27 protein-coding genes are annotated in these 22,272 nt (G+C 68.3%); 13 read left to right on the top strand and 14 right to left on the bottom strand.

All coding sequences use genetic code 11. The annotated features are described in order from the left end of the window. The first annotated feature begins 26 nt into the window (after nt 1-26). From ACFYLW_RS14905 to ACFYLW_RS14895, 3 genes are all read left to right on the top strand, one after another. Entirely contained in the window at nt 27-371 is a 345-nt protein-coding gene (locus ACFYLW_RS14905) for a YqjD family protein (protein WP_292084970.1), read from the top strand. Beyond that, nucleotides 371-763, top strand: coding sequence for a phage holin family protein (locus ACFYLW_RS14900; RefSeq protein WP_312064987.1), 393 nt, complete (start codon nt 371-373; stop codon nt 761-763). Before ACFYLW_RS14905 ends, ACFYLW_RS14900 begins: the two co-directional genes overlap by 1 nt. Before the next feature lie 106 nt (nt 764-869). Beyond that, nucleotides 870-1,046, top strand: coding sequence for a DUF1328 domain-containing protein (locus tag ACFYLW_RS14895; RefSeq protein WP_105562042.1), 177 nt, complete (start codon nt 870-872; stop codon nt 1,044-1,046). Nucleotides 1,047-1,110: 64 nt separating this feature from the next. Here the strand turns inward: ACFYLW_RS14895 and ACFYLW_RS14890 are convergent, their stop codons facing one another. Beyond that, nucleotides 1,111-1,962: a metallophosphoesterase gene (locus ACFYLW_RS14890; protein ID WP_312064989.1), complete on the bottom strand. Its 852-nt coding sequence runs from the start codon at nt 1,960-1,962 to the stop codon at nt 1,111-1,113. Next, entirely contained in the window at nt 1,962-2,906 is a 945-nt protein-coding gene (locus ACFYLW_RS14885; protein ID WP_312064990.1) for a diacylglycerol kinase family protein, read from the bottom strand. The genes ACFYLW_RS14890 and ACFYLW_RS14885 overlap by 1 nt, the downstream gene beginning before the upstream one ends. A gap of 154 nt (nt 2,907-3,060) precedes the next feature. On the opposite strand from ACFYLW_RS14885, the gene ACFYLW_RS14880 reads away from it, so the two are divergent. The 4 genes from ACFYLW_RS14880 to ACFYLW_RS14865 all read left to right on the top strand — a co-directional run bounded on the left by ACFYLW_RS14880 (nt 3,061) and on the right by ACFYLW_RS14865 (nt 6,987). Then, on the top strand, nt 3,061-3,408 hold the full coding sequence (locus tag ACFYLW_RS14880; RefSeq protein WP_292084963.1) for a YMGG-like glycine zipper-containing protein: 348 nt from the start codon (nt 3,061-3,063) through the stop codon (nt 3,406-3,408). A gap of 126 nt (nt 3,409-3,534) precedes the next feature. Then, on the top strand, nt 3,535-3,993 hold the full coding sequence (locus ACFYLW_RS14875; protein ID WP_292084961.1) for an OmpA family protein: 459 nt from the start codon (nt 3,535-3,537) through the stop codon (nt 3,991-3,993). Nucleotides 3,994-4,114: 121 nt separating this feature from the next. After that, nucleotides 4,115-6,295: a thioredoxin family protein gene (locus ACFYLW_RS14870; protein WP_313471864.1), complete on the top strand. Its 2,181-nt coding sequence runs from the start codon at nt 4,115-4,117 to the stop codon at nt 6,293-6,295. A gap of 23 nt (nt 6,296-6,318) precedes the next feature. Continuing rightward, nucleotides 6,319-6,987 carry a redoxin domain-containing protein gene (locus tag ACFYLW_RS14865; RefSeq protein WP_312064857.1) on the top strand — a complete coding sequence of 223 codons (669 nt, stop codon included), beginning with the start codon at nt 6,319-6,321 and terminating at the stop codon, nt 6,985-6,987. A gap of 126 nt (nt 6,988-7,113) precedes the next feature. Here the strand turns inward: ACFYLW_RS14865 and ACFYLW_RS14860 are convergent, their stop codons facing one another. Beyond that, nucleotides 7,114-7,596 (bottom strand): hypothetical protein, encoded by a 483-nt coding sequence (locus ACFYLW_RS14860; RefSeq protein WP_312064858.1) that lies wholly within the window; start codon nt 7,594-7,596, stop codon nt 7,114-7,116. A gap of 149 nt (nt 7,597-7,745) precedes the next feature. Between ACFYLW_RS14860 and pgi the strand changes: the two genes are divergently transcribed. From pgi to ACFYLW_RS14845, 3 genes are read left to right on the top strand one after another with little or no spacing between them, the layout of a single operon-like run. After that, nucleotides 7,746-9,350, top strand: a complete 1,605-nt coding sequence (gene pgi / locus ACFYLW_RS14855) for a glucose-6-phosphate isomerase (RefSeq protein ID WP_312064860.1) — start codon at nt 7,746-7,748, stop codon at nt 9,348-9,350. After that, entirely contained in the window at nt 9,347-9,724 is a 378-nt protein-coding gene (locus tag ACFYLW_RS14850) for a DUF4260 domain-containing protein (protein WP_292084953.1), read from the top strand. The genes pgi and ACFYLW_RS14850 overlap by 4 nt, the downstream gene beginning before the upstream one ends. Nucleotides 9,725-9,780: 56 nt before the next feature. Further along, on the top strand, nt 9,781-10,179 hold the full coding sequence (locus ACFYLW_RS14845) for a hypothetical protein (protein ID WP_312064861.1): 399 nt from the start codon (nt 9,781-9,783) through the stop codon (nt 10,177-10,179). A 61-nt stretch (nt 10,180-10,240) separates the two neighbouring features. On the opposite strand, the gene ACFYLW_RS14840 is transcribed toward ACFYLW_RS14845, so the two are convergent. Both ACFYLW_RS14840 and ACFYLW_RS14835 read right to left on the bottom strand, forming a co-directional pair. Further along, nucleotides 10,241-10,699, bottom strand: coding sequence for a hypothetical protein (locus ACFYLW_RS14840; protein ID WP_292084951.1), 459 nt, complete (start codon nt 10,697-10,699; stop codon nt 10,241-10,243). Nucleotides 10,700-10,854: 155 nt separating this feature from the next. After that, nucleotides 10,855-11,301 (bottom strand): DUF2141 domain-containing protein, encoded by a 447-nt coding sequence (locus tag ACFYLW_RS14835; RefSeq protein ID WP_312064862.1) that lies wholly within the window; start codon nt 11,299-11,301, stop codon nt 10,855-10,857. A gap of 264 nt (nt 11,302-11,565) precedes the next feature. On the opposite strand from ACFYLW_RS14835, the gene groES reads away from it, so the two are divergent. Together groES and groL are read left to right on the top strand one after the other, a co-directional pair. Then, on the top strand, nt 11,566-11,853 hold the full coding sequence (groES, locus tag ACFYLW_RS14830) for a co-chaperone GroES (RefSeq protein ID WP_003167913.1): 288 nt from the start codon (nt 11,566-11,568) through the stop codon (nt 11,851-11,853). Between the two features lie 112 nt (nt 11,854-11,965). Further along, on the top strand, nt 11,966-13,612 hold the full coding sequence (groL, locus tag ACFYLW_RS14825; RefSeq protein ID WP_292084948.1) for a chaperonin GroEL: 1,647 nt from the start codon (nt 11,966-11,968) through the stop codon (nt 13,610-13,612). 73 nt (nt 13,613-13,685) lie between these two features. On the opposite strand, the gene ACFYLW_RS14820 is transcribed toward groL, so the two are convergent. The 8 genes from ACFYLW_RS14820 to ACFYLW_RS14785 all read right to left on the bottom strand — a co-directional run bounded on the left by ACFYLW_RS14820 (nt 13,686) and on the right by ACFYLW_RS14785 (nt 19,649). Beyond that, entirely contained in the window at nt 13,686-14,477 is a 792-nt protein-coding gene (locus ACFYLW_RS14820) for a kinase (RefSeq protein WP_312064866.1), read from the bottom strand. 1 nt (nt 14,478) lies between these two features. Then, entirely contained in the window at nt 14,479-14,799 is a 321-nt protein-coding gene (locus ACFYLW_RS14815) for a 2Fe-2S iron-sulfur cluster-binding protein (protein ID WP_312064867.1), read from the bottom strand. Between the two features lie 113 nt (nt 14,800-14,912). Beyond that, nucleotides 14,913-15,710, bottom strand: a complete 798-nt coding sequence (locus ACFYLW_RS14810; protein WP_312064868.1) for a succinate dehydrogenase iron-sulfur subunit — start codon at nt 15,708-15,710, stop codon at nt 14,913-14,915. 14 nt (nt 15,711-15,724) lie between these two features. Beyond that, nucleotides 15,725-17,509 carry a succinate dehydrogenase flavoprotein subunit gene (gene sdhA / locus ACFYLW_RS14805; RefSeq protein ID WP_312064870.1) on the bottom strand — a complete coding sequence of 595 codons (1,785 nt, stop codon included), beginning with the start codon at nt 17,507-17,509 and terminating at the stop codon, nt 15,725-15,727. 7 nt (nt 17,510-17,516) lie between these two features. Then, on the bottom strand, nt 17,517-17,915 hold the full coding sequence (locus ACFYLW_RS14800; protein WP_312064872.1) for a succinate dehydrogenase: 399 nt from the start codon (nt 17,913-17,915) through the stop codon (nt 17,517-17,519). Further along, a complete protein-coding gene (gene sdhC, locus ACFYLW_RS14795; RefSeq protein WP_292085674.1) occupies nt 17,912-18,289 on the bottom strand; it encodes a succinate dehydrogenase, cytochrome b556 subunit in 378 nt (125 codons plus the stop codon). Before sdhC ends, ACFYLW_RS14800 begins: the two co-directional genes overlap by 4 nt. A gap of 200 nt (nt 18,290-18,489) precedes the next feature. Continuing rightward, nucleotides 18,490-18,906, bottom strand: a complete 417-nt coding sequence (locus tag ACFYLW_RS14790) for an HIT domain-containing protein (RefSeq protein ID WP_312064874.1) — start codon at nt 18,904-18,906, stop codon at nt 18,490-18,492. Next, nucleotides 18,903-19,649, bottom strand: a complete 747-nt coding sequence (locus tag ACFYLW_RS14785) for an EcsC family protein (RefSeq protein ID WP_312064876.1) — start codon at nt 19,647-19,649, stop codon at nt 18,903-18,905. The genes ACFYLW_RS14790 and ACFYLW_RS14785 overlap by 4 nt, the downstream gene beginning before the upstream one ends. A 142-nt stretch (nt 19,650-19,791) precedes the next feature. On the opposite strand from ACFYLW_RS14785, the gene mdh reads away from it, so the two are divergent. After that, nucleotides 19,792-20,754, top strand: a complete 963-nt coding sequence (mdh, locus tag ACFYLW_RS14780; RefSeq protein ID WP_312064878.1) for a malate dehydrogenase — start codon at nt 19,792-19,794, stop codon at nt 20,752-20,754. Between the two features lie 277 nt (nt 20,755-21,031). Here the strand turns inward: mdh and zapE are convergent, their stop codons facing one another. Further along, nucleotides 21,032-22,162 carry a cell division protein ZapE gene (zapE, locus tag ACFYLW_RS14775; RefSeq protein WP_312064879.1) on the bottom strand — a complete coding sequence of 377 codons (1,131 nt, stop codon included), beginning with the start codon at nt 22,160-22,162 and terminating at the stop codon, nt 21,032-21,034. Nucleotides 22,163-22,272: the final 110 nt, after the last annotated feature.

Below are 22,272 nucleotides of genomic sequence, written 5' to 3'. Positions count from 1 at the left end.
GCTTACACAGAAGCGGAGCGCGCATCATGGCCACGACCAAGGCTCGGGAAGACATCAAGAACGATCTCAAGACCCTCAAGGAGGATCTGAAGACCGGCGCGCGCGAGGAAACGCAGCGCCTGAAGGAAAAGGCCGCCGCCGCCGAGGCCCGCCTGCGCGAGCAGGGCGACGAGCTGCGCGAGAAGGCCCGCGGCTACTATGACGACGCCCGCGTGCGCGGCCGGGAGTATTACGACGAAGCCGCCGAGCGCTTCGAGGAAGCCCAGCGCTATGTCGTCGAACGCGTGCAGGAGCGTCCGGTGCAGTCGACCGCCATCGCCCTCGGCGTCGGCTTCGTCCTGGGCCTGCTCATCGCCGGTCGTCGCCGCTGATGATCGGGCGGGGGCTGATCAACCGCGCGGTGGCGACCTTTGTCGCCGCCGGCGCGGGCTTCGTGGCCATGGTCGCCCTGGGCGCCACGGTCTATTATCTGCTGGCGCTGGTCGTCGTGCCTCTGGCGGCGGCGGCCATCACCTCGGCTCTGTTCGCGGTCGTCGCCCTGATCATCGCCCTGGTCTTCGTGCGCCGCGCGCAGGGCGAGGACGATGAAGAGGAACAGGAGCCCGAGAGTCTGGGCGTGCGCGCCTTCCACCTGTTCCAGGAACGGCCCATTCTGGGCGTAGCCGCGGCCTTGGCCGGCGGCTTCATCTTCCTGCGCAACCCGGCCCTGGCCACCATGGTGGCGGCGGCCTTTACTGAAAAAAGCCGGCCGCGACGCCGATAAAAGATCGGAACGGCCAAGCCTCCGAGGCGTTGTTAAGTCAGGCGGAACGGTCGACGGGAGGGGTCGATGGTTTTGCTCTCTTCAACACTGTTTCGGAGGGTCGTCCATGCTTCGCTGGGCCATCATTTTCTTCATCGTCGCCCTGGTCGCTGCTGTTCTGGGCTTCGGCGGAATCTCGGGCATGTCGTTCGAGATCGCCAAATTCATCGCCATCATCGCCGTGATTCTGTTCGTGGTCTCGCTGGTGGTGGGCGGCATGCGCGGACGCGGCCCGCGCATCTGACGTCGCGTTTCACGTGAAAAAACAAGAGGCCCCGACGATCCGTCGGGGCCTTTTCGTATCTGTCTCAAAGAGCGGCGGCTTCCATTTCGCCGGGCGTCGCCGGATCGGGCGCGGTCTCGACCCGACGCGTGTCCTGACGGCGCGGCAGACGCCAGGTCTGATGATCCTCGAACCGCTTGCCGGTCCAGACCACCGCCGTGACCACGATCTCCTTCGCGTCCCACTCGATCCGGTTGAAGCTGGGCGGCGCCCCGCGCTCGCGATGCGACAGGGTCCCGCAGCCGATGGCGTAGGAACAGCGATCCGACAGATCGATGCCGAGAGCGAACGGCACATGGACATGGCCCGTGGCGATCAGGTCCACCCCCGCCTCGGCGAAGATCAGCGCCGCCTTGTCGCCGCGCTTGACCTCACCGGTCATCGGCGCGCCGATCATCTCGATCAGGGGATGGTGGCAGGCGAGGATCCGCAGCGCCCCGATCGGGGCGTGGCGCAGGGCCTCGGCCGCCCGACGCGTCTGGTCCAGGTCGATGACGCCCTTGGACCAGTTGGGCCGGGCCTGCCAGCCGCGCGCCGTGGTCACGCCGCGCACCATCAGGTCGGGGTGCTTGAACTCGTGATCATGGGCCGGATGGCCGGTCGCCCTCTCGAACGCTCGCCACGGCCAGAACAACCGCGCCATCACGTCCCAGTAGGGCACGTCGTGATTGCCCACGGTGACGAAGACCGGCTGGGGCATGGCCCGCACCCAGTCGCCCGCCGCCGCGAACTCGGCCGGCAGCCCGCGCTGGGTGATGTCCCCGGTGATCAGGACCAGGTCGTGGGGCGTGGCGTGCGCATACTCCAGGGCGGCGGCGACGGCGTGTTGATGCTCGCAACCGAAATGCACGTCCGAGAACTGCAGGACCCGCCCCATCAGACGCTGTCCTCGGCCGCCGGCGGTCGGGGCGCCAGGGCCATGAAGGCGCGCGGCAGGAAGCTGATGCTGGCGTCGCGGCCCAGCAGCATGGGTTCGCCGTCGATCACCGCCGGAATCTTCGAACGCGCCGCAACGCTGATCCGACGCGCCGGCTGGGTCGTTACGTTGGGATCATGGCGCCAGTCGTCGAACAGGGCCCGCGCCGCCAGGCCGAAAGCCTGGGCCGCGTCGGAGGTGGTCATCGCCGCCGCCTCCAGCCCCACCGGCTCGTCCATGGCCTTGGAGATCATCGGGCTGATCAGAACCAGGGCCTCGGCCCGACGCCGGGCGCCGCCGTCAAGGCTGAAACGGATATGGCCGCTGAAGGCGCGCTTCAGCGCCCGACGCCCGTGCATCCAGGCCTGTTTCAGCTTGCCGGTCCGGATCGCCTCGCGCGCGGGCGCCCACAGGGCCGGCGCCCCCAGAATGGCCGCGCAGTAAAAGGCCTCGCCCTCCACCACCCCGCCGGAGACCGCCAGGGGGGCGCCCTCCTCCAGCGCGCGTCGCAGGGCCAGCTTCCAGTCGCCCGTGCCGTATAGCGCCTTGGGCAGCATGTTCATCGTCCCGCCCGGCAGGGGCGCCACCAGCGGCCCCTTGGCCCCGGCCCGCGTCGCCACCGAGCGCGCCGTGCCGTCTCCGGCCAGGACGAACAGGACGTCGGGTCGGGCCTCCAGCGCCGCGGCGATCTGGTCAGGGATCCGGTCGCCTTCCAGAACCACCACGGTCGCCTCGAAATCATAGACCGACAGAATAGCCTCGGCTTCGTCCGCGGCTTGCGGTCCGACCCCGCCGGACAGGGGATTGACCAGTATGGTCACCCTCTTCATCGGGACATGAGGCGTAAGACGGGGCGTCTCGGGCGCATCTACCGGCGCGCCCGTTTCAGAGGAAACGTCGATCATGGTCGGCGAACGCCTCGTTTCCCGGCCCGGTTCCGCCAAACCGCAGACGGCGAACAAAATAATGTGAAGCTTGTCGCCGTCGCCCCGGAACCGCCCCGTTTCACCTGCGTTCTTCAGGCTTCAGGGGAGCCCCCTTGGCATGAAGGACAGATCCATGAACAAGGCGATCATCGCCATCGCCGGCGCCGGCCTCCTGGTCACCGCCTGCGCCAGCGACCCGTATTACGGCGGCGGCAGCAACGAAACCGTGCGTCAAGGCGCGATCGGAGCCGGCATCGGCGCCGTCGCCGGCGCCATCATCGGCAACAACGTCGGCGGCGGCAACGCAGCCACCGGCGCGGCCATCGGCGCCCTCGCCGGCGGCGCGGCCGGCGCCATCCGCGGCTCCAGCCAGGACCGCAACAACCAGCAGCGCTATCGCGACAACCAGGGCCGTTATTACTACTGCTACGATAACCGCCAGACCGAATGCTACTGGGAAAACGGCCAGCGTCGCTACTAAGACGACACTGGCGCCCGACGGTTTTTCGGGTCAGGTTCAAGGGGCGGTCCGTTGGTGCGGGCCGCCCTTTTTGCTGACGTGAAATGTGCGCGCCCGGGGCTGGGCGCCTTGTCGAGGGGCTGAATGATGAAACCGATCCTCCCGATCATCGCGGCTGGACTGACCCTGGCGTTGCTGGCGGGCTGTTCCACGCCCGGCGTCTTCAAGAAGCGCAGCGATCTGGTCAGCAATCCCGCCGCCTGCGGCGCCAAGCGGTTCGAAGTCTATTTCGATCAGGACCAGGCCCGTCTCACCACCGCCGCACGCGAGGCCATCAGCCTGACGGCCACCCAGCTTCAGGGCTGCGATGTGACCAAGGTCCAGGTTCTGGGTCTGGCCGACGCCCGCACCGGCACCCCCGCCTCCAACCAGTCGCTGTCCGAGCGCCGCGCCCGTTCGGTGGCCGAGGCCCTGGCCGTCGCCGGCCTGCCCGCCCCCGCCTTCGAGATCGCCGCCGCCGGCGCCGAGGGCGCGGTGGTCAACGGCGTCAACGACCCCCTGCGCCGCCGCACCGAGGTGCTGATCCAGGCCCAGCCGCGGCGCTAGGCGTCCAGGGCTTTCGCGAGGCTGCGTCAGCGCGTCCCTCTTCTTGCGGCGCGGCACGGTGGCTGTCGGGCGGTTCGGCGGTTAAGGTCGCCGCCTGTTCTTCGTCGCCCGGTGTCGCCCCTTGCGTCTTCTCGCCGCCCTTCTCGTCTGGCTGACCTTCACCGCCGCCGCCGTCGCCGCCCCGGCTCAGACGGCGCTGGAGCAGGCGTTGAAGGCCGGGGCCGCCCCCATGGCTTCCGGGACGCAGCGCACCGAAAGGATCGAGGCCGAGCTGGTCCCCATGAGCGCCTGGGCCACGCCCGGCGCGACGGCGATCGTCGCCGTGCGTCAGAAGATCAAGCCGGGCTGGCATACCTACTGGCGCAATCAGGGGGATTCCGGCGGCCCGACGACGCTCAGCTGGAACCTGCCCGACGGCGTCATCCCCGGCGACATCCTCTGGCCCCTGCCCGAGCGCCAGCGGCTGCAGAGCCTGATGAACTACGGCTATTCGGACGCGGTCCTCCTGCCCGTTTCGCTTCAGATTCCCGGCTCGATGCAGCCGGGCCAGACGCTGTCCTTGCGCGTCGCCGCCCACTTCTACGTCTGCAGCGACGAGATGTGCGTGCCCGAGGACCTCGATCTGGCCCTCAGCCTGCCGGTGCGCGACAGCGCGGCCCCGCTGGACCCGCGCTACGGCCAGGCCATTCAGGCCGTGGTCGCCTCGGCCCCCCGTCCCGCCGGGATCGAGGCCCGCGCCGCCTTCGCCGACGGCCGGCTGACCCTCAGCGCCGTCGGCGGGCCGCTGGCGGGCGCCACGCCGAAATGGGCCTATTTCTTCCCTTTCGAGGGCGGGATCATCGACCACGCCGCCGCCCAGACCGGCCAGCGCGGCGCACAGGGCCTGACCCTGACCCTCGCCCCCGGGCGCGGCCTCGCCGCCAACGGTCTGAAGCCGCCGCTGGCGGGGGTCCTGTCGACCGATCTCGGCGCCTGGGAGATTTCGGCGGAACAGGGCGCCGTCCTGCCCGGCGCCTCGGGCGAGGGCGCGCTCGGCGACGGCGAAGCGGCGCAAGCCTCCGCCTCGTCCACGGCGCCGGTCGCCTTCCTTCAGGCCGCCCTCTTCGCCCTTCTGGGCGGACTGATCCTCAACCTCATGCCCTGCGTCTTCCCCATCCTGGCGATGAAGGCGGCGGCGCTCAGCCGTTCAGCCCACGAACCGGCCGAGGCCCGCCGCGACGGCCTGGCCTTCCTCGCCGGCGTGCTGGCCACCTTCCTGATCCTGGCCGGGGTCCTTCTGGCCCTGCGCGCGGGCGGCCAAGCGCTCGGCTGGGGCTTCCAGCTGCAATCGCCGGGCGTGGTCGCCGCCCTGGCCCTGCTGATGCTGGCCGTGGCCCTGAACCTGTCGGGCGTCTTCCAGATCGGCGCGGGCCTGCAAGGCGCAGGGCACGGTCCGCTGGCCCGCCTGCCGGGCGCCGCCGGCGCCTTCTTCACCGGCGTTCTGGCCGTGGTTGTGGCCGCCCCCTGCACGGCCCCCTTCATGGCCTTCGCCCTGGGCGCCGCCCTGCTGATGCCCTGGCCGATGGCGCTCGCGGTCTTCCTGATGCTCGGCCTCGGCCTGGCCCTGCCCTATGTCCTGATCAGCCTCAGCCCGCGTCTTCTGTCGCGCCTGCCCAGACCCGGTCCGTGGATGGAGACGCTTCGGAACCTCCTGGCCTTCCCCATGTACGGCGCCGCCCTGTGGCTGGCCTGGGTCTATGGCCGCCAGACGTCTGACGCGCTCGCCTTGCTGTTCGGCGCGGGCCTGATGCTGGCCCTGGCCCTGTGGCTCTGGGGCCGTTCGCAGGCCGCGCCCGGCAAGGGCCGCCTCGCCGCCATCGCCGCCGCCTTGTCCTTGATCGCGGCGCTCGGCCTCGGCGTCCTGGCCGCCCGCGCCGCGCCGGCCTCGACCGACGGCGCCGCCTCCTCCGCCCATCTGCCGTCACAGCCCTGGTCGGAACAGGCCGTGCAAGCCGCCCTGGCCGAAGGCCGCCCGGTTCTGGTCAACTTCACCGCCGACTGGTGCGTCACCTGCAAGATCAACGAGGGCGCGGCCCTGTCCTCGCCCCGCACCGCCGAGGCGATGCAGGCGGCGAACGCGGTCTATCTGGTCGGCGACTGGACCCGTCGCGACGACGCCATCACCGCCGAGCTGCAACGTCACGGCCGCTCGGGGGTGCCGCTCTATCTGCTCTATGCGCCGGGCCGAACCGGGCCGCGCATCCTGCCGCAGCTTCTGACCGAGGGAACCGTCGTCGACGCTCTGAAAGACGCCGCCCGCTGACATTCACTGAAGGAGACCATCCGATGATCCGTATTCTGACCGTCGCTTCCGCCTCGCTTCTCCTGCTCGCCGCCTGCCAGCAGCAGCCCGCCGCCGAGCCCGACAAGGCCGCGCCCGCCGCAACCGAAACCGCCGCCGTCGCCGGGCCGGGCGACATGGCCCCGGCCTTCACCCTGGTCGACGGCGAGGGCGTTCAGCATTCGCTGGCCGACTTCAAGGGCAAGACGGTGGTGCTGGAATGGACCAACGAGGGCTGCCCCTTCGTGAAGAAGCACTACAGCGGCGCCATGCAGGCCCTGCAGCGCGATGCGACCGCCGACGGCGTGGTCTGGCTGACCATCATCTCCTCCGCTCCCGGAACCCAGGGCTTCGTCGAGGGCGAAGAGGCGAAGGCCTGGAAGGCCAAGCACAAGGCCGCCTTCACCCATCTGCTGCTGGATCCGACCGGCGAGGTGGGCAAGCGCTATGACGCCAAGACCACGCCGGACATGCGCATCATCGATCCCGAAGGCCGGCTGATCTTCGTCGGCGGCATCGACGACCGGCCCACCAACAAGGTCGAGGATCTGGAAGGCGCGAACAACTTCGTCCGCGCCGCCCTGGCCGACGCCAAGGCCGGCCGTCCCGTTCAAGCCGCCTTCGCCCAGCCCTACGGCTGCGCGATCAAGTATCCGGAGACCGTGGAGAGCTGAGGCGGCGCCTCAAGCTCACATCTGTCAGGGCCTCAAGCAGCCCAAGGGGCGGTAGGCCCCAAGAGCATGCGCCTCAAGCAGCCCGAAGGGCGATAGGCCCCAAAAAAGAGAACCCTCGCCGGGCGGCTACGCCGCCGGGCGAGGCGGCGAGGTGATGACCTCGACGTTGTCGTTCAGCAGATAGGCCAGTTCTTCCAGCGCGACCTTGCGCTCGGCGGGGTTGGGGGCGGCTTCAAGGGCGGCGACCTTCTTGGGCATGTCTTCCGAGATGCCGCGCAGGATGCATTTCAAATCATTATCCGTGCCGCGGTCTTTCAGCACCAGATGGCCCTGCATGTCGCGTTCGGCCAGTTCGACCGTCTGCGCCTTGAAGCCGGTGAAGGCGGCGCCGGCGAAGAAGCCCTGACCGTCCGCCTCGCCGGAGGCGATCCAGCCGTCGACGATGGCTTTCAGCGACCCCGAGCGCGTGACCAGATCGGCGAACAGGGGCTCGTGCGCCACCGAAACCGGCGCGTCCGCGGCGACAGGCGGCTGGGCCGCGGCTTCAGCCACGGACGGATCGCTGAGCATCAGCACGGCGGCGAGGATCAGTCCGCAGGACATGGGCATCCCTTCTCACTGGCGGCCGGGTCGAGAGAATTTCCACACGGAAACCCATGTTGACCGGGCCATTGATTGAACTCTTCTAGGCCTGAGCCATAAACAAAGACTTGCAAACGCCGTACCAGACCACGGGACGGCGATGGGGGGAGCCGTCGATGCCGCACGCCGCCTGGACCGAACTGGAAGCCGTGGCGCGCCGCGACGCCGACGCCCGCATCAGTGATCAGTTCGCCGCCGACCCCGCCCGCCTGTCGCGGCTGACCGTGGACGCCGCCGGCCTGCATCTCGACCTGTCCAAGCAGAGCTGGACCCGCGCGGGCTTCGACGCCGCCTTGGCCCTGGCCCGCGCCGCGCAGGTCCCTTCGGCCCGTGGCGAGATGTTCGGCGGCGAGGCCATCAACTTCACCGAGGGGCGGGCCGTGCTGCACCCCGCCCTGCGCGCGCCCGTCGGGGCGGCCTTCCACGCCCTGGGCGAGCCGGTCTCGGCCGAGGTCGACGCCGTGCGCGGCCAGATGCGCGACTACGCCCACGCCGTTCGGTCCGGCATCGAGACGGGCGCCACCGGCCGCCCCTTCAAGGCTGTGGTCCATATCGGGATCGGCGGCTCGGACCTGGGGCCGCGCCTGATCTGGGACGCCCTGCGCCCGCTCGATCCGGCCATCGAGGTGCGGTTCGTCGCCAATGTCGACTCACGCGACATGGCCGAGGCCCTGTCCGGGCTCGATCCGGCCTCGACCCTGGTCGTGGTCGTCTCCAAGACCTTCACCACCCAGGAGACCCTGGCCAACGCCGAGGTCGCCCGGGCCTGGCTGGCCGCCGCCCTGCCCGCCGAAGGCATGGACCGGCATTTCATCGGTGTCACCGCCGCGCCGGAAAAGGCCGCCGCCTTCGGTTGCGGCCGCACCTTCGCCTTTCGCGACTGGGTCGGCGGGCGCTATTCCCTGTGGTCGGCGGTCAGCCTGTCGTGCGTCATCGGTCTGGGCTGGGACGTCTTCCAGGGCTTCCTCGACGGCGCCGCCGCACTGGACCGGCACTTCCTCGAAGCCCCGCTCGAGGCCAACGCCCCGGTTCTGCTGGCTATGGCCCAGATCTACAATGTCGACGGCCTGCACCGCCCCGCGCGCACCGTGGCCCCCTACGCCCACGGCCTGCGCCGCCTGCCGGCCTTCCTGCAGCAGCTGGAGATGGAGTCGAACGGCAAGCGGGTGCGCCGCGACGGCTCGCCTGTCGGCCGCCAGACCTGCCCCGTCGTCTTCGGCGAGCCGGGCACCAACGGCCAGCACGCCTTCTTCCAGCAGATCCATCAGGGGCCGCAGGTGGTCCCGGCCGAGTTCGTCATCGTCGCCTCGACCGACGGAATGACCTCGGAGGCCCCGCTCTGGGCCAACGCCCTGGCCCAAGGCCAGGCCCTGATGCAGGGCAAGACCGAGACCCAGGCCCGCGCCGAACTGATCGCCTCGGGCGCATCCGAAGCCGAGGCCGACCGCCTGGCCCCGCACAAGACCTTCCCCGGCAACCGGCCCTCGACCGCCGTCCTCATGGACCGCCTGACGCCGCAGACCCTGGGCGCCCTGATCGCGCTTTACGAGCACAAGACCTTCGTCGAGGGGGTGATCTGGGACATCAACAGTTTCGACCAGTGGGGCGTCGAACTGGGCAAGGTTCTGGCCAAGGCGGTGCTCAAGGACGTGGCGGCGGGGGCCCCCTCGCCCGAGCTCGACCCCTCGACCGCGGCCTTGCTGACCCGGCTGCTGAAGTGACCGTCGTCGCGCCGCTCTGGCAGAGGCTGGAAGGTCTGGCCCTGCTGGCCGTCTCGGTGCTGGTCTATGCCCGGTTCGGCGAGGGCTGGCTGCTGTTCGCCGTCCTCTTCCTGACCCCCGACCTGTCCTTTCTCGGCTACCTGGCGGGGCCGCGGGTCGGCGCCTGGGCCTATAATCTGGCCCACAGCCTGATCGGCCCGCTGTTGCTGGCGGCGACAGGCGGGCTGACCGGCGGGGGACTGCCCGTCGCCCTCGCCCTGATCTGGCTGGCCCACGTGGGCTTCGACCGCGCTCTCGGCTACGGCCTCAAGTCGCCGGACAGCTTCGGGATCACCCACCTGGGCCTGATCGGCAAGGCGCGGGCCGCGGCTTAGGCGACGGGAACCCCGGCGTCGGCGTCGTCGTTCCCCGGACTCAATCAGGAAGCCCGATGTTCAAGCCCTTCTTTATCGCCGCCCTTGTCGGCGCACTGACCCTGCCCGCCGTCGCCCAGGACCATTCACGCACCGAGCGGGTGCAGTTCGCGCGCGGCGCCTCGTCCGCCGCCCTGCACGGCAACATCCACGGCTATGACACGGTCGACTACGTCCTGAGCGCGCGCGCGGGCCAGACATTGAACGTCCGGCTGCAGCCCACCAACACCTCGGCCTATTTCAACGTCGCCCGACAGGGTGCGGACGAGGCCCTGTTCATCGGATCGACCTCTGGCAATCAGTTCACGGACCGCCTGCCGTCCAGCGGCGACTACGTCGTGCGGGTCTATCTGATGCGCAACGCCGCCCGCCGGGACGAGCACGCCAACTACACCTTGAGCATCGGCGTCCGCTGACGCCGGGCACGAAAAAGGCCCGACGTCGCCGCCGGGCCTTCCTTAGTTTCAGCGCCAGAACCTACCAGCGGCGGTCGTAGCGGTAGTCGCGGTCGCGGCGGTTCTGGTGGCTGCGCCACTCGCCGTGGTTCCGCCAGTAGCGGCCGTCGCGGTAGTAGCGGCCGTCGTTCCGCTCATAGCGGCCGTTGTAGTAGCCGTCGCGGCTGTTGATGCCGTGATCGCGCTCCCAGTGGCCCTGGTTCCGGTAGCAGCGGCCGCCGCGATAATAGTTGCAGCCGTCGCGGTCGCTGTCCGAGGCCACCGCGCCCAGACCGGCGCCCGCCAGGGCGCCGCCGGCGATGTAGCGACCGTCGCCCTGGCCGATGATGGCCCCGGCGACGCCGCCGACGACGGCGCCCAGCACGGCGTCACGGCCGGTGTTGTCGCGATCTCGGTCGCGATAGGACTGGGCGGCGGCGGGGGTCGTGGCCAGCATCGTCAGAGCGATCGCGCCGACGCCGATCTTGGAAATGGTCTTCATGTCGGGGCTCCTTTCGAAAGCCGGTTGATCCGTTGTCCCCTTTCTAGAGAGGCCCCGCTGAACGACCCCAAGGGGTCCCGTTCATATTCAAGTCATCTTGGAGCATCGCCAACCGGGCTCCCGACCCGCAGGTCGAGAGCCTCGACGGCGCGGCGTTAGCGTCCCGCCGGATACTGCATGGCCACGCTGACCCGCGCGTCGCCGCTCGCCGGCACGGTGAACTTGACCCGGTCAAAGGTCGGGGCCGCCCTCAGGGTCTCGCCGCGGAACATGGCCCAGCCCTCGGCGGGCATGCCGTTCGCCAGGGCCATCTGCTGATCGCCGTTCATGTCGTGCAGGACCGAGACGGAATAGTCGCCCGGCGGCACGTCCTTCAGGGTCACGACCCGGGTTCCGGCGACCGGCGACTTGATGATCTCGCCGTGGTCGCCCTCGTGCTTCAGGAACTGGGCCGAGGTCTGCAGCCCGACCAGCAGGTCGCCGCCGCGCGCCTGAACGCCGGTGACGGTGATGACGACATCCCCGGCCAGGGCCGAACCGGCCCCCGCCAGCACCAGGGACGACAGGGCGGCGGCCAGGGCCGCCTTTTGAACCGCTTGCATTTCTCTCTCCTCCTCTCGTGACCGGAGCCCGGGCGGCCCCTTGGGTTTCACGAAGACAATGAACTTTGTAATTTAAAGTTCTTGGAGTCAACAGGCCAAAATCGGGCGATGTTTCGCCGCCCTCGCCTTGACGCCCCGCAGCCGCCCTCCTACTTGCCCGATGCGTTAGCACTCTTGACGGTCGGCTGCCAAAGCGGCGACCGCCAGGGGGCCGCCCACCATTTCAGAACGCCCCGCTTCGGGGGTTTAAGAGGGAGAAGTCCGATGGCGTTTCGTCCGCTCGGCGATCGCGTGCTGGTCAAGCGCGTGGAAGAAGAATCCAAGACCAAGGGCGGGATCATCATCCCCGACACGGCCAAGGAAAAGCCCCAGGAAGGCGAAGTCGTCGCCGTGGGCCCGGGCGTCCGTGACGAAGACGGCAAGCACGTCGCTCTGGAACTGAAGGCCGGCGACCGCATCCTGTTCGGCAAGTGGTCGGGCACGGAAGTGAAGATCGACGGCGAAGACCTGATCATCATGAAGGAATCCGACGTCCTGGGCGTGCTGTCCTAAGCGAAATCGGTCCGGCGCAACGCGCCGGGCTCAGATATTCGCGTCGGCATAAAGCACCCGACGTCCGTCCTCATCGTCCAGAACATACGCATAAAGACAGGAGCAGCCCGCAATGGCCGCCAAGATCGTAAAATTCAACACCGACGCCCGCGACAAGATGCTGAAGGGCGTCAACGTCCTGGCTGACGCCGTCAAGGTGACCCTGGGTCCGAAGGGCCGCAACGTCGTGATCCAGAAGTCCTTCGGCGCCCCGCGCTCGACCAAGGACGGCGTCTCGGTCGCCAAGGAAATCGAGCTGGAAGACGCCTTCGAGAACATGGGCGCCCAGATGATCCGCGAAGTCGCCTCCAAGGCGAACGACAACGCGGGCGACGGCACCACCACCGCCACCGTCCTGGCTCAGGCCATCGTGCAAGAGGGCCTGAAGGCCGTCGCCGCCGGCATGAACCCGATGGACCTGAAGCGCGGCATCGACCAGGCCGTCGCCGTGGCCCTGGACGAAGTGAAGTCGATCTCCAAGCCCGTCGCCAACAACTCCGAAATCGCCCAGGTCGGCACCATCTCGGCCAACGGCGATGAAGAAATCGGCGCCCTGATCGCCCAGGCCATGGCCAAGGTCGGCAACGAAGGCGTCATCACGGTTGAAGAAGCCAAGACGGCTGAAACCACCGTCGACATCGTCGAAGGCATGCAGTTCGACCGCGGCTACCTGTCGCCCTACTTCATCACCAACGCCGACAAGATGGAGGTCGCCCTCGAAGAGCCCCTCATCCTGCTCCACGAGAAGAAGCTGACCTCGCTGCAGCCCATGCTGCCGGTGCTGGAAGCCGTGGTTCAGTCGGGCCGTCCCCTGCTGATCATCGCCGAGGACATCGAAGGCGAAGCCCTGGCCACCCTGGTGGTCAACAAGCTGCGCGGCGGCCTGCGCGTCGCCGCCGTCAAGGCTCCGGGCTTCGGCGACCGCCGCAAGGCCATGCTGGAAGACATCGCCATCCTGACGGGCGGCCAGGTCATCTCGGAAGACCTCGGCATCAAGCTTGAGACCGTCACCCTCGACATGCTCGGCAAGGCCAAGAAGGTCCAGATCACCAAGGACGACACCACCATCGTCGAAGGTTCGGGCGAGAAGGACGGCATCGAGGCTCGCGTCGGCCAGATCAAGCGTCAGATCGAGGACACCACCTCGGACTACGACCGCGAGAAGCTGCAAGAGCGTCTGGCCAAGCTGGCCGGCGGCGTCGCCGTCCTGCGCGTCGGCGGTTCGACCGAAGTCGAAGTGAAGGAAAAGAAGGACCGCGTCGACGACGCCCTGAACGCAACCCGCGCCGCTGCCGATGAAGGCATCGTCCCGGGCGGCGGCGTGGCCCTGCTCCAAGCCTCCAAGAAGCTGGTCGACCTGAAGGGCTCCAACGCCGATCAGAACGCCGGCATCGCCATCGTCCGTCGCGCCCTGCAGGCTCCGATCCGTCAGATCTCGGAAAACTCGGGCGTCGAAGGCTCGATCGTGGTCGGCAAGGTCATGGACTCGACCGACGCCTCGTTCGGCTTCAACGCCCAGACCGAAGAGTACGGCGACCTCGTCCAGATGGGCGTGATCGACCCGGCCAAGGTCGTCCGTTCGGCTCTGAAGTCGGCCGCCTCGGTCGCCGGCATCATGATCACGACGGAAGCCGCCATCGCTGACGCGCCCAAGAAGGGCGGCGCCGGCGGCGCCCCCGACATGGGCGGCATGGGCGGCATGGGCGGCATGGACTTCTAAGTCCAAGCCAACCAAGGCCAAGACGGCAGAAGGGCGGGATCGAAAGGTCCCGCCCTTTTTTCTTGTCTTCTGATCAGGAAAAGAAAGGGCGCCGATCCTTGTCCAGCGCGATGGCCACATCCGCTCGCACCCCGCCCGCCAGCATATGGCGGGTGATGCGCTCGAAGGCCTGGATGAAGACGGCCAGTTCGGCGCGACGTTCGGGCCGCAGGTCGCCCGGATGCAGGTCCAGAAGCCCAGCCTCCTGTTCGCAACGCCAGTCCAGCACGGCGTCAAACGATGGCGCCTTCAGGAACAGGACGGCGTCGAAGCGGGCAAAAGCCTCGGCATAGGGTCCGGCCAGTTCGGCGTTGACGGCGCGGCGCCAGACCCCCTGCCCGTCCCGTTCGCGCTCGAGGACGTTGATCGGCGCGACCAGTTCCGCCCCCGCCTGAGCCGTGGCCCCCAGACACCAGCCGTCGATCAGAACCGCCGACGGGCGGCCCGTGAACACAGGCCCCTCGGCCTCGGGGCGGCGATCATCGGCCAGCTTGTCGAAGGCGGGAAGCACTGTGCGGCTGGCGGGACCGGCGGCGCGCAGGGCCTCCACTGTCGCCTCCAGCAGCCTCAGATCATGGGTGCCAGGCGGGCCACGCACGGTGAACAGGGGATGGATCGCCCTGCCCTTGGCCTCGCGCTCGGCCTTGGTCAGATAGACGTCGTCCAGCGACAGATGCGCCGCACCGAACCGTTCGGCGGCGGCGCGAGCCAGAGTGGTCTTGCCCGAGCCTTGTGATCCGGCGATCCCGATTAGCGGGACATGCCTCGACCGCGCATGGGCGTTGATCAAGGCCCCGACCGCGTCCAGCAGCCGGGCGTCGACCATGTCAGTGCTGGCTTTGCGGCAGGCGCACGATCAGGCCGTCCAGGTCGTCGCTGACGCGGATCTGGCAGGACAGGCGGCTGTTCGGCTCGACGTTCTCGGCGAAGTCGAGCATCGACTCCTCCATGGCCGAAGGACGGCCCGTTTCCGAGGCGAAGGCCTCGTCAACATAGACGTGGCAGGTGGCGCAGGCGCAGGCGCCGCCGCAGTCGGCGTCGATGCCCGGCACATTGTTGCGGATCGCGCCTTCCATGACGGATAGGCCGTTCTTGACCTCGACCGTGTGCTCGGTGCCGTCGTGCTCGATGTAGGTGATCTTGGCCATGCAGGCGTCTTAGCCTCGCCTGCGCCGGAGGCAAGCCCCGGCGGGCGGCGCGCATGAAAAACCCCCGGAGCCTGACGGCGCCGGGGGCTGTTCGGATCGTTAGGCGGAAAGCCTCAGGCCGCCGCGCGCTTGCGGCTGGGGGCCACCATCAGCTTTTTAGTCTCGGCGATCGCCTTGGCCGGGTTCAGCCCCTTGGGGCAGACCTGGGCGCAGTTCATGATCGTGTGGCAGCGATACAGCTTGAAAGGGTCCTCGAGGTCGTCGAGGCGCTTCTGGGTCGCGTCATCGCGGCTGTCCGAGATCCAGCGGTAGGACTGCAGCAGGGCCGCCGGGCCGAGGTATTCTTCCTGGTTCCACCAGTAGCTGGGGCAGGAGGTCGAGCAGCAGGCGCAAAGGATGCACTCGTACAGACCGTCCAGCTTCTCGCGGTCGGCGGGCGACTGCAGACGCTCGGTCTCCGGATCCGGCTGGTCGGACTGGAGGTAGGGCTGGATCGAGTCGTACTGGGCGTAGAACAGCGACAGGTCCGTCACCAGGTCCTTGACTACCGGCTGGTGGGGCAGGGGGGCGATGGTGATGTTGTGCGACGAGCACTCGTCCATGCCCTTGGTGCAGGCCAGGGTGTTGCGGCCGTCGATGTTCATCGAGCACGAGCCGCAGATGCCTTCACGGCACGAGCGACGGAAGGACAGGGTCGGGTCGATCTCGTTCTTGATGTGGATCAGGGCGTCCAGAAGCATCGGGCCGTGATCGTCGGACGAGACCTCGAAGCTGTCCCAGCGCGGATCGGAATCCGTTTCGGGGTCGTAGCGATAGACCTTGTAGGTCTTGACGTTCTTGGCGCCGGCCGGGGCCTTGTGGACCTTGCCGGTCGTGGGCTTGGAGCCGCGCGGGAGGGTGAGTTGAACCATCTGTCTGCTCTCCCTTAGTAAACCCGAGCCTTGGGCTCGATGTACGAGACGTCGTCGGTCATCGTGTACTTGTGCACCGGGCGGTAATCGATCTGGACGCCTTCGCCCGGGCGCTTCCAGGCCAGGGTGTGCTTCATCCAGTTGACGTCGTCGCGATCCGGGAAGTCCTCGCGAGCGTGGGCGCCGCGCGATTCCGTGCGGTTGGCCGCGCCTTCGATGGTCACGAGGGCCTGAGCGATCAGGTTGTCGTACTCCAGCGTCTCCATCAGATCCGTGTTCCAGATCAGGCCGCGATCCGTGGTCTTGATGTCGGCGCCGGCGGCGTCGATCGAGCGCAGCTTCTGGACGCCTTCGTCCAGGGTCTTGCCGGTGCGGAAGACGGCGGCGTCCGACTGCATGGCGCGCTGCATCTCGAGGCGCAGCTTGGCGGTCGGGGTCGAACCCGAGGCGTTGCGGAAGCGGTCGAGGCGGGCCAGGTGGGCGTCAGTGGTCGCCTTGGGCGCAGCCGGCACGGCCGAGGCCTTGTCGACGACTTCACCGCAGCGCAGGCCGACGGCGCGGCCGAACACCACCAGGTCGGTCAGGGAGTTGGAGCCCAGACGGTTGGCGCCGTGCACCGAAACGCAGGCGGCTTCGCCCACGGCCATCAGGCCCGGAACCACGCTGTCGGGGTTGCCGTCGCGCAGCGTCAGCACCTCGCCGTGATAGTTGGTCGGGATGCCGCCCATGTTGTAGTGGACGGTCGGCAGGACCGGGATCGGCTCCTTGGTCACGTCGACGCCGGCGAAGATCTTGGCCGATTCCGAAATGCCCGGCAGGCGCGCGTGCAGGATCTTGGGATCCAGGTGGTCCAGGTGCAGGAAGATGTGGTCCTTGTTCGGACCGACGCCGCGGCCTTCGCGGATCTCGATGGTCATGGAGCGCGAAACCATGTCGCGCGGGGCCAAGTCCTTCACGGTCGGCGCATAGCGCTCCATGAAGCGCTCGCCTTCCGAGTTGGTCAGATAGCCGCCCTCGCCGCGGGCGCCCTCGGTGATCAGGCAGCCGGCGCCATAGATGCCGGTCGGGTGGAACTGCACGAACTCCATGTCCTGCAGCGGCAGGCCGGCGCGCAGCACCATGGCGTTGCCGTCGCCGGTGCAGGTGTGGGCCGAGGTGGCCGAGAAGTAGGCGCGGCCGTAACCGCCGGTCGCCAGCACCACCATCTTGGCGCGGAACTGGTGCATCTGGCCGGTGTCGAGCTGAAGCGCGGTGACGCCGGTGCAGGCGCCGTCCTGCATGATCAGGTCCAGGGCGAAGTATTCGACGAAGAACTTCACTTCGCGACGAACCGACTGGCCGTACAGGGTGTGCAGGATGGCGTGACCGGTGCGGTCGGCGGCGGCGCAGGTGCGCTGCACAGGGCCTTCGCCGAAGTTGCGGGTCATGCCGCCGAAGGCGCGCTGGTAGATCTTGCCTTCTTCGGTGCGGCTGAAGGGCACGCCCCAGTGTTCCAGCTCGTAGACGGCCTTGGGCGCGTTACGGACCAGGTATTCGATGGCGTCCTGGTCACCCAGCCAGTCCGACCCCTTGACGGTGTCGTACATGTGCCACTGCCAGCTGTCCTCGCCCATATTGCCCAGCGAGGCCGAGATGCCGCCCTGCGCCGCGACCGTGTGCGAGCGGGTGGGGAAGACCTTGGTGACGCAGGCGACCTTCAGGCCCTGCTGGGCGGCGCCGAGGGCCGCGCGCAGGCCCGAACCGCCCGCGCCGACGACGACGACGTCGTATTCGTGATCGATAAGCTCGTAAGCAGCCATGACGGGATCAGACTCCGGCGGGCAGCGGGGCGGAGCCCATCGCCACACGCACGATGAAGAAGATGCTGGCGGCAGCCAGCACGAGGAAGACGAGGTTCGACAGGTTGATCAGGGTCGTCCGGGCCGAGGGCGTCGGGACGTAGTCCTCGATGATCACCTTCCAGGCCAGGCTGGCGAACAGGAAGAAGACGATGGCCGTCACGGCCAGCAGGCCAGTGTTCAGGGCGTTGCCGAACCAGGCGACCACGGCCTCATAACCGGCGCCGGCCAGGGTGAAGCCCGACGACAGGACCCACAGGCCCAGCGGCATCAGGGCCAGAAGGGCCAGCTTCTCGATCTTCCATTCACCGGCGCCGTGGCGCTCGGAGACCTTCACATGGTTCTTGAACTTGGGGGCGGCGCTCACAGCGAAACCTTTCCGGCGGCGAACAGGACGACCCAGAACAGGACGGTCAGGACCAGGGGGCCCCAGACCGCGATGTTGGCCATCAGATTGGCGGACTTCAGATCAAGGCCCTTGCCGGCGTCGTTGATCAGGTGGCGGGCGCCGTTCAGCAGGAAGGAGAAGACCACCAGCGACAGGCCGAACCAGATGAAGAGGCCGAACGGCGAGGCCGAGCAGGCCAGAACCTTGGCGTAGGCTTCAGGTCCAGCGGCGACCGCCGCGACCCAGGCCAGCAGCAGGACGGCGCCGACAGTGGCCGCGCCGATGGTGACGCGGAACAGGATGGAGGCCGTCATGGTCACGTGCCACCGCCAGACGTCGGTGAAGGGCGACATCGGCGCCACATGGCCATTGGGATGGCGGACGTAGCGGCCAGTGGGGTCGCCCGCACCCTGGGGAAGGTTCGACATGCGAATGGTTCTCAAAAAACCTGTGGAAAAACAGGTCCGGTTGCAGTGCGATAGGCTTTAGTGACCGCAAAGGCCGGGTGTCAACGAACCGGACCGGATAAGCGCTGCGGATCGCAATTTCCTGATCAGGCCTCGCGAATCGCTCGCAACAACGCCGCCAAATCGTCCTCGGACCGACGCACGGCGCCGGGGCGGCCCCAGATGGGGTCGGGCCACAGACCGTCGTCGCGGCGGCGCCCCACGACATGGACATGCAGCTGGCGGGTGACATTGCCCAGGGCCGCCGTGTTCAGCTTGTCCACGGGCCGGCCCGCCGCTTCGGCGAGGACGCGCACGACCTCGCCCGCCCGCACCACCTCTTCCATCAGGGCCGCCCGCTGATCGCGGCTCAGGTCGTCCAGCTCGACCGCGCCCTCGACGCGGGGCAGCAGGATCAGCCAGGGGAAGCGGGCGTCGTCCTGCAGCCGCACCTGGCACAGGGGCCAGTCGGCGGCGAAGACGGACCCGGCCTCGAAGGCGGGATCAGCGCGAAACTCAGTCATGTCAGATGCTCATCCTCGAACCAGCGCAGCCGATAGGCGTTCATCGCCGTCGTCGCCAGCCGCGTCGTCAGCCGCCAGTTGACCACGGCCCCGACCGGCGCGCCGATGACGGGGATCAGCTGGGCCAGCTTGGCCAGGTCGATATAGTCACGGTACTCCAGCTGGAACTTGCGCCAGTCGAAGTCCTGGATGCGTTCGGGCTGGTGCAGGCCGCGCCCCGCCGCCTCCAGCGCGGACAGGGCTTCGGGCCGATGCCGGGCGCTGGAAAAGGCCATCTGGAAGATGCGCAGCAGAAACAGCCGCTCAGCCAGGCTCTTGCCAGAATGGCCATAGAGGGCGCCGATCTCGGCCAGCAGTTTGATCTTGATGGCCAGCAGGGCCGGAAAGTCCGCCGCCGCCAGCAGGAAGCCGCCCGCCCCCACCACCCCGCCCTCGACGCTGGCCGTGGTGCGGTAGAAGTCGACGCGGGTCTGGATCAGCTCTTCGCGCTTGCGAAGACTGCCGTGCAGCAGGGGCTTGGCCGTGGTCCAGTCGGCCCCGGTCAGGATGCCCCGCGTCGTCAGCTCGACGCCCGAGGTGACGATCTGGTGCACCCGCTCGGGAATGATCCGGTTGATCCGGTCCTGCGTCGCTCGCGTGGTCATGTCCCACAGGCCGGGGCGGCGCAGCTGGCGTTCGCGCCAGGCCTCGGCTTCCCCGAGGACTCGGGCTTCATATTGTCGGTCGTCTTCCGTGGCGGTCATCGTGCCCCTCTGGATCAGCGCGACCCTCGCAGGGGCCGACCAAAGGCGCAACGCCCGACGCTTGCTCCCGCTCCGCTGCGGGTCTAGACCGCCCGGCATCGAGTACCGTTTCGCACACGCAACATCGACTGGAGAGACCTCTATGGCTCGCGCGAAGATCGCCCTTATCGGCGCCGGAATGATCGGCGGAACCCTGGCCCACGTGGCCGCGCGCGAAGCGCTGGGCGACGTCATCCTGTTCGACATCGCCGAAGGCACGCCGCAAGGCAAAGCCCTCGACATCGCCGAGGCCTCGGCCGTCTTCGGTCAGGACGTGGCCCTGAAGGGCGCCAACGACTACGCCGACATCGCGGGCGCCGACGTCTGCATCGTCACCGCCGGCGTGCCGCGCAAGCCGGGCATGAGCCGCGACGACCTGATCGGCATCAACCTCAAGGTCATGAAGGCCGTCGGCGAGGGCATCAAGCAGCACGCCCCCAACGCCTTCGTCATCTGCATCACCAACCCGCTCGACGCCATGGTCTGGGCCCTGCAGAAGTTCTCGGGCCTGCCCAAGGAGAAGGTCGTCGGCATGGCCGGCGTTCTGGACTCGGCGCGCTTCGCCTACTTCCTGGCGGAAAAGACCGGCGTCTCGGTGCAGGACATCCACGCCTGGACCCTGGGCGGTCACGGCGACGACATGGTGCCGATGGTGCGCCACTCGACCGTGGGCGGCCTGCCGCTGCCGGACGCCGTCGCCGCCGGCTTCCTGTCGCAAGCTGATCTGGACGCCATCGTCGAGCGCACCCGCAAGGGCGGCGGCGAGATCGTGGCCCTGCTGAAGACCGGTTCGGCCTTCTACGCCCCGGCTGAATCCGCCATCGCCATGGCCAAGTCCTACCTGCTGGACCAGAAGCGCGTCCTGCCCTGCGCCGTCTGGCTGTCGGGCGAGTACGGCCTGTCGGACCTCTACGTCGGCGTCCCGGCCCTGATCGGCGCGAACGGCGTCGAGAAGATCGTCGAGTTCACCACCAACGACGACGAAAAGGCCATGTTCGCCAAGTCGGTCGAGTCGGTGAACGGCCTGATCCAGGCCTGTAAGGACATTGATAGCTCCCTCGCTTAAGAGCGCTATCGTTCGCGACGCGGTCGCTCGCTGCTTGAGCGCCCGTCGCTAGTTTGAAGAAGGGGTCGTGCCGAAAGGCGCGGCCCCTTTTTCGTGCGCCACACCCGATGCCGATACCCACCACCGTCATCCTCGGGCTTGACCCGAGGATCGGGCCGTCGTGTGCGCGACGTGGGACGATGATCCGCGCCGGGCGCCGCATCCCTTCGACGGCCTGCCCGCTGAACGCTCGATCCTCGGGTCAAGCCCGAGGATGACGGCGGGGAGGGGGCTAGTTTCAGGCGTGAACCGGCTCTGGCGCCTCGTCGTTATCGCCCCTCTGTTCCAGCCACGAGGCGCTGCGCATCTCGTTCAGGCGCGACACCGTGCGTTCGAACTCGAAGGCGCCGACGCCCTCGGCATAGAGGGCTTCGGGCTCAGCTTCGGCCAGAACCACCAGCCGGGTCTTGGCCTCGTAGAGGGCGTCGATCAGCGTCACCAGACGGCGCGCCTCGTGGTGGTTGGCGGGGCTCAAGGTCGGCACGTCGGCCAAGAAGAGGGTGTGGAAGCGCCGGGCGATGGCCAGATAGTCCTGCGGTCCCAGCGGCGACCCGCAAAGTTCGTGGAAGGTCGCCCGCGCCATGCCGCCGACCGTGCGCTGCACCCGGACCTGACGCCCCAGCACCGGCAGGGCGACCGGCTCTTCCGGCTCGCCGCCCTTGAGATCCGACCACAGGGTCTCGAACCCCGTCCGCGCCGTCTCGTCCAGCGGCGCGAACCAGACCTTCGCCCCGGCCATGCGATCCAGGCGGAAGTCGCGCGCCCCGGCCGTCTCCACCATCTCGCAGCGCTCGCGGAGGATGTCGATAAAGGGCAGGAAGAGCTGGCGGTTGATGCCGTTCTTGTAGAGGTCCTCCGGCGCGCGATTCGAGGTGACGGCCAGCACCACCCTCTTCTCGAACAGGGCCTCGAACAACCGGCCCAGGATCATGGCGTCGGCGATGTCCGTGACCTGCAGTTCGTCGAAGCACAGCAGCCGCGCCTCCGACGCGATCAGGGCCGCGATCGGCGGGATGGGATCGTCGCCCTTGCTGGTCCCGAACACGGCCTTGCGGGTGCGGCTGTCGCCCTCACGCCACTGCTTCACCAGATCGTGGATGCGGGCCATGAAGGCGTGGAAGTGGGCGCGCACCTTCTTCTGCTCGGGCGTGGCCGAATAGAAGAGGTCCATCAGCATCGACTTGCCGCGTCCCGGCGGACCCCAGATGTAGATGCCTCTGATCTCGGGCGGGCGGCCGAACAGGCCCTTTTTCGCCAGGTCCGCCTCCAGCCGTTCCAGCGCGGTCAGCAGCTCCAGCTGCTTCGGATCGGGGGCGATGACGCCCTCTTCGACGCGGATGTCGTAGGCGTTTCGGATACGGGAGGTCATGCCCAGCGGCATAGCCCCAAGGGGCGGATCAGGGAAGGCGGAGCGGTTTCATGCCTTCTGAAGCGGCAATTTGGCGAAAACCGGTTGCTTCGCGCCTGCGAAAGACCCAA

The sequence above is a fragment of the Brevundimonas sp. NPDC007368 genome (assembly GCF_042869015.1).
Lineage (GTDB): Bacteria > Pseudomonadota > Alphaproteobacteria > Caulobacterales > Caulobacteraceae > Brevundimonas.
The sequence above is the reverse complement of the archived record's forward strand: the minus strand, read 5'-3'. Positions and strand labels throughout refer to the sequence as shown.

Coding starts and splice junctions, on each gene's coding strand:
- ACFYLW_RS14905 (WP_292084970.1), top strand. CDS start 27: ATGGCCACGACCAAGGCTCGGGAAGACATCAAGAACGATCTCAAGACC.
- ACFYLW_RS14890 (WP_312064989.1), bottom strand. CDS start 1,962: ATGGGGCGGGTCCTGCAGTTCTCGGACGTGCATTTCGGTTGCGAGCAT.
- ACFYLW_RS14900 (WP_312064987.1), top strand. CDS start 371: ATGATCGGGCGGGGGCTGATCAACCGCGCGGTGGCGACCTTTGTCGCC.
- pgi (WP_312064860.1), top strand. CDS start 7,746: ATGCCGCACGCCGCCTGGACCGAACTGGAAGCCGTGGCGCGCCGCGAC.
- ACFYLW_RS14860 (WP_312064858.1), bottom strand. CDS start 7,596: ATGCCCATGTCCTGCGGACTGATCCTCGCCGCCGTGCTGATGCTCAGC.
- ACFYLW_RS14785 (WP_312064876.1), bottom strand. CDS start 19,649: ATGACCGCCACGGAAGACGACCGACAATATGAAGCCCGAGTCCTCGGG.
- ACFYLW_RS14815 (WP_312064867.1), bottom strand. CDS start 14,799: ATGGCCAAGATCACCTACATCGAGCACGACGGCACCGAGCACACGGTC.
- ACFYLW_RS14875 (WP_292084961.1), top strand. CDS start 3,535: ATGAAACCGATCCTCCCGATCATCGCGGCTGGACTGACCCTGGCGTTG.
- zapE (WP_312064879.1), bottom strand. CDS start 22,162: ATGACCTCCCGTATCCGAAACGCCTACGACATCCGCGTCGAAGAGGGC.
- ACFYLW_RS14880 (WP_292084963.1), top strand. CDS start 3,061: ATGAACAAGGCGATCATCGCCATCGCCGGCGCCGGCCTCCTGGTCACC.
- ACFYLW_RS14835 (WP_312064862.1), bottom strand. CDS start 11,301: ATGCAAGCGGTTCAAAAGGCGGCCCTGGCCGCCGCCCTGTCGTCCCTG.
- ACFYLW_RS14885 (WP_312064990.1), bottom strand. CDS start 2,906: ATGATCGACGTTTCCTCTGAAACGGGCGCGCCGGTAGATGCGCCCGAG.
- ACFYLW_RS14820 (WP_312064866.1), bottom strand. CDS start 14,477: ATGGTCGACGCCCGGCTGCTGGACGCGGTCGGGGCCTTGATCAACGCC.
- ACFYLW_RS14865 (WP_312064857.1), top strand. CDS start 6,319: ATGATCCGTATTCTGACCGTCGCTTCCGCCTCGCTTCTCCTGCTCGCC.
- sdhA (WP_312064870.1), bottom strand. CDS start 17,509: ATGGCTGCTTACGAGCTTATCGATCACGAATACGACGTCGTCGTCGTC.
- ACFYLW_RS14840 (WP_292084951.1), bottom strand. CDS start 10,699: ATGAAGACCATTTCCAAGATCGGCGTCGGCGCGATCGCTCTGACGATG.
- ACFYLW_RS14845 (WP_312064861.1), top strand. CDS start 9,781: ATGTTCAAGCCCTTCTTTATCGCCGCCCTTGTCGGCGCACTGACCCTG.
- mdh (WP_312064878.1), top strand. CDS start 19,792: ATGGCTCGCGCGAAGATCGCCCTTATCGGCGCCGGAATGATCGGCGGA.
- ACFYLW_RS14790 (WP_312064874.1), bottom strand. CDS start 18,906: ATGACTGAGTTTCGCGCTGATCCCGCCTTCGAGGCCGGGTCCGTCTTC.
- ACFYLW_RS14895 (WP_105562042.1), top strand. CDS start 870: ATGCTTCGCTGGGCCATCATTTTCTTCATCGTCGCCCTGGTCGCTGCT.
- groES (WP_003167913.1), top strand. CDS start 11,566: ATGGCGTTTCGTCCGCTCGGCGATCGCGTGCTGGTCAAGCGCGTGGAA.
- ACFYLW_RS14810 (WP_312064868.1), bottom strand. CDS start 15,710: ATGGTTCAACTCACCCTCCCGCGCGGCTCCAAGCCCACGACCGGCAAG.
- groL (WP_292084948.1), top strand. CDS start 11,966: ATGGCCGCCAAGATCGTAAAATTCAACACCGACGCCCGCGACAAGATG.
- sdhC (WP_292085674.1), bottom strand. CDS start 18,289: ATGTCGCCCTTCACCGACGTCTGGCGGTGGCACGTGACCATGACGGCC.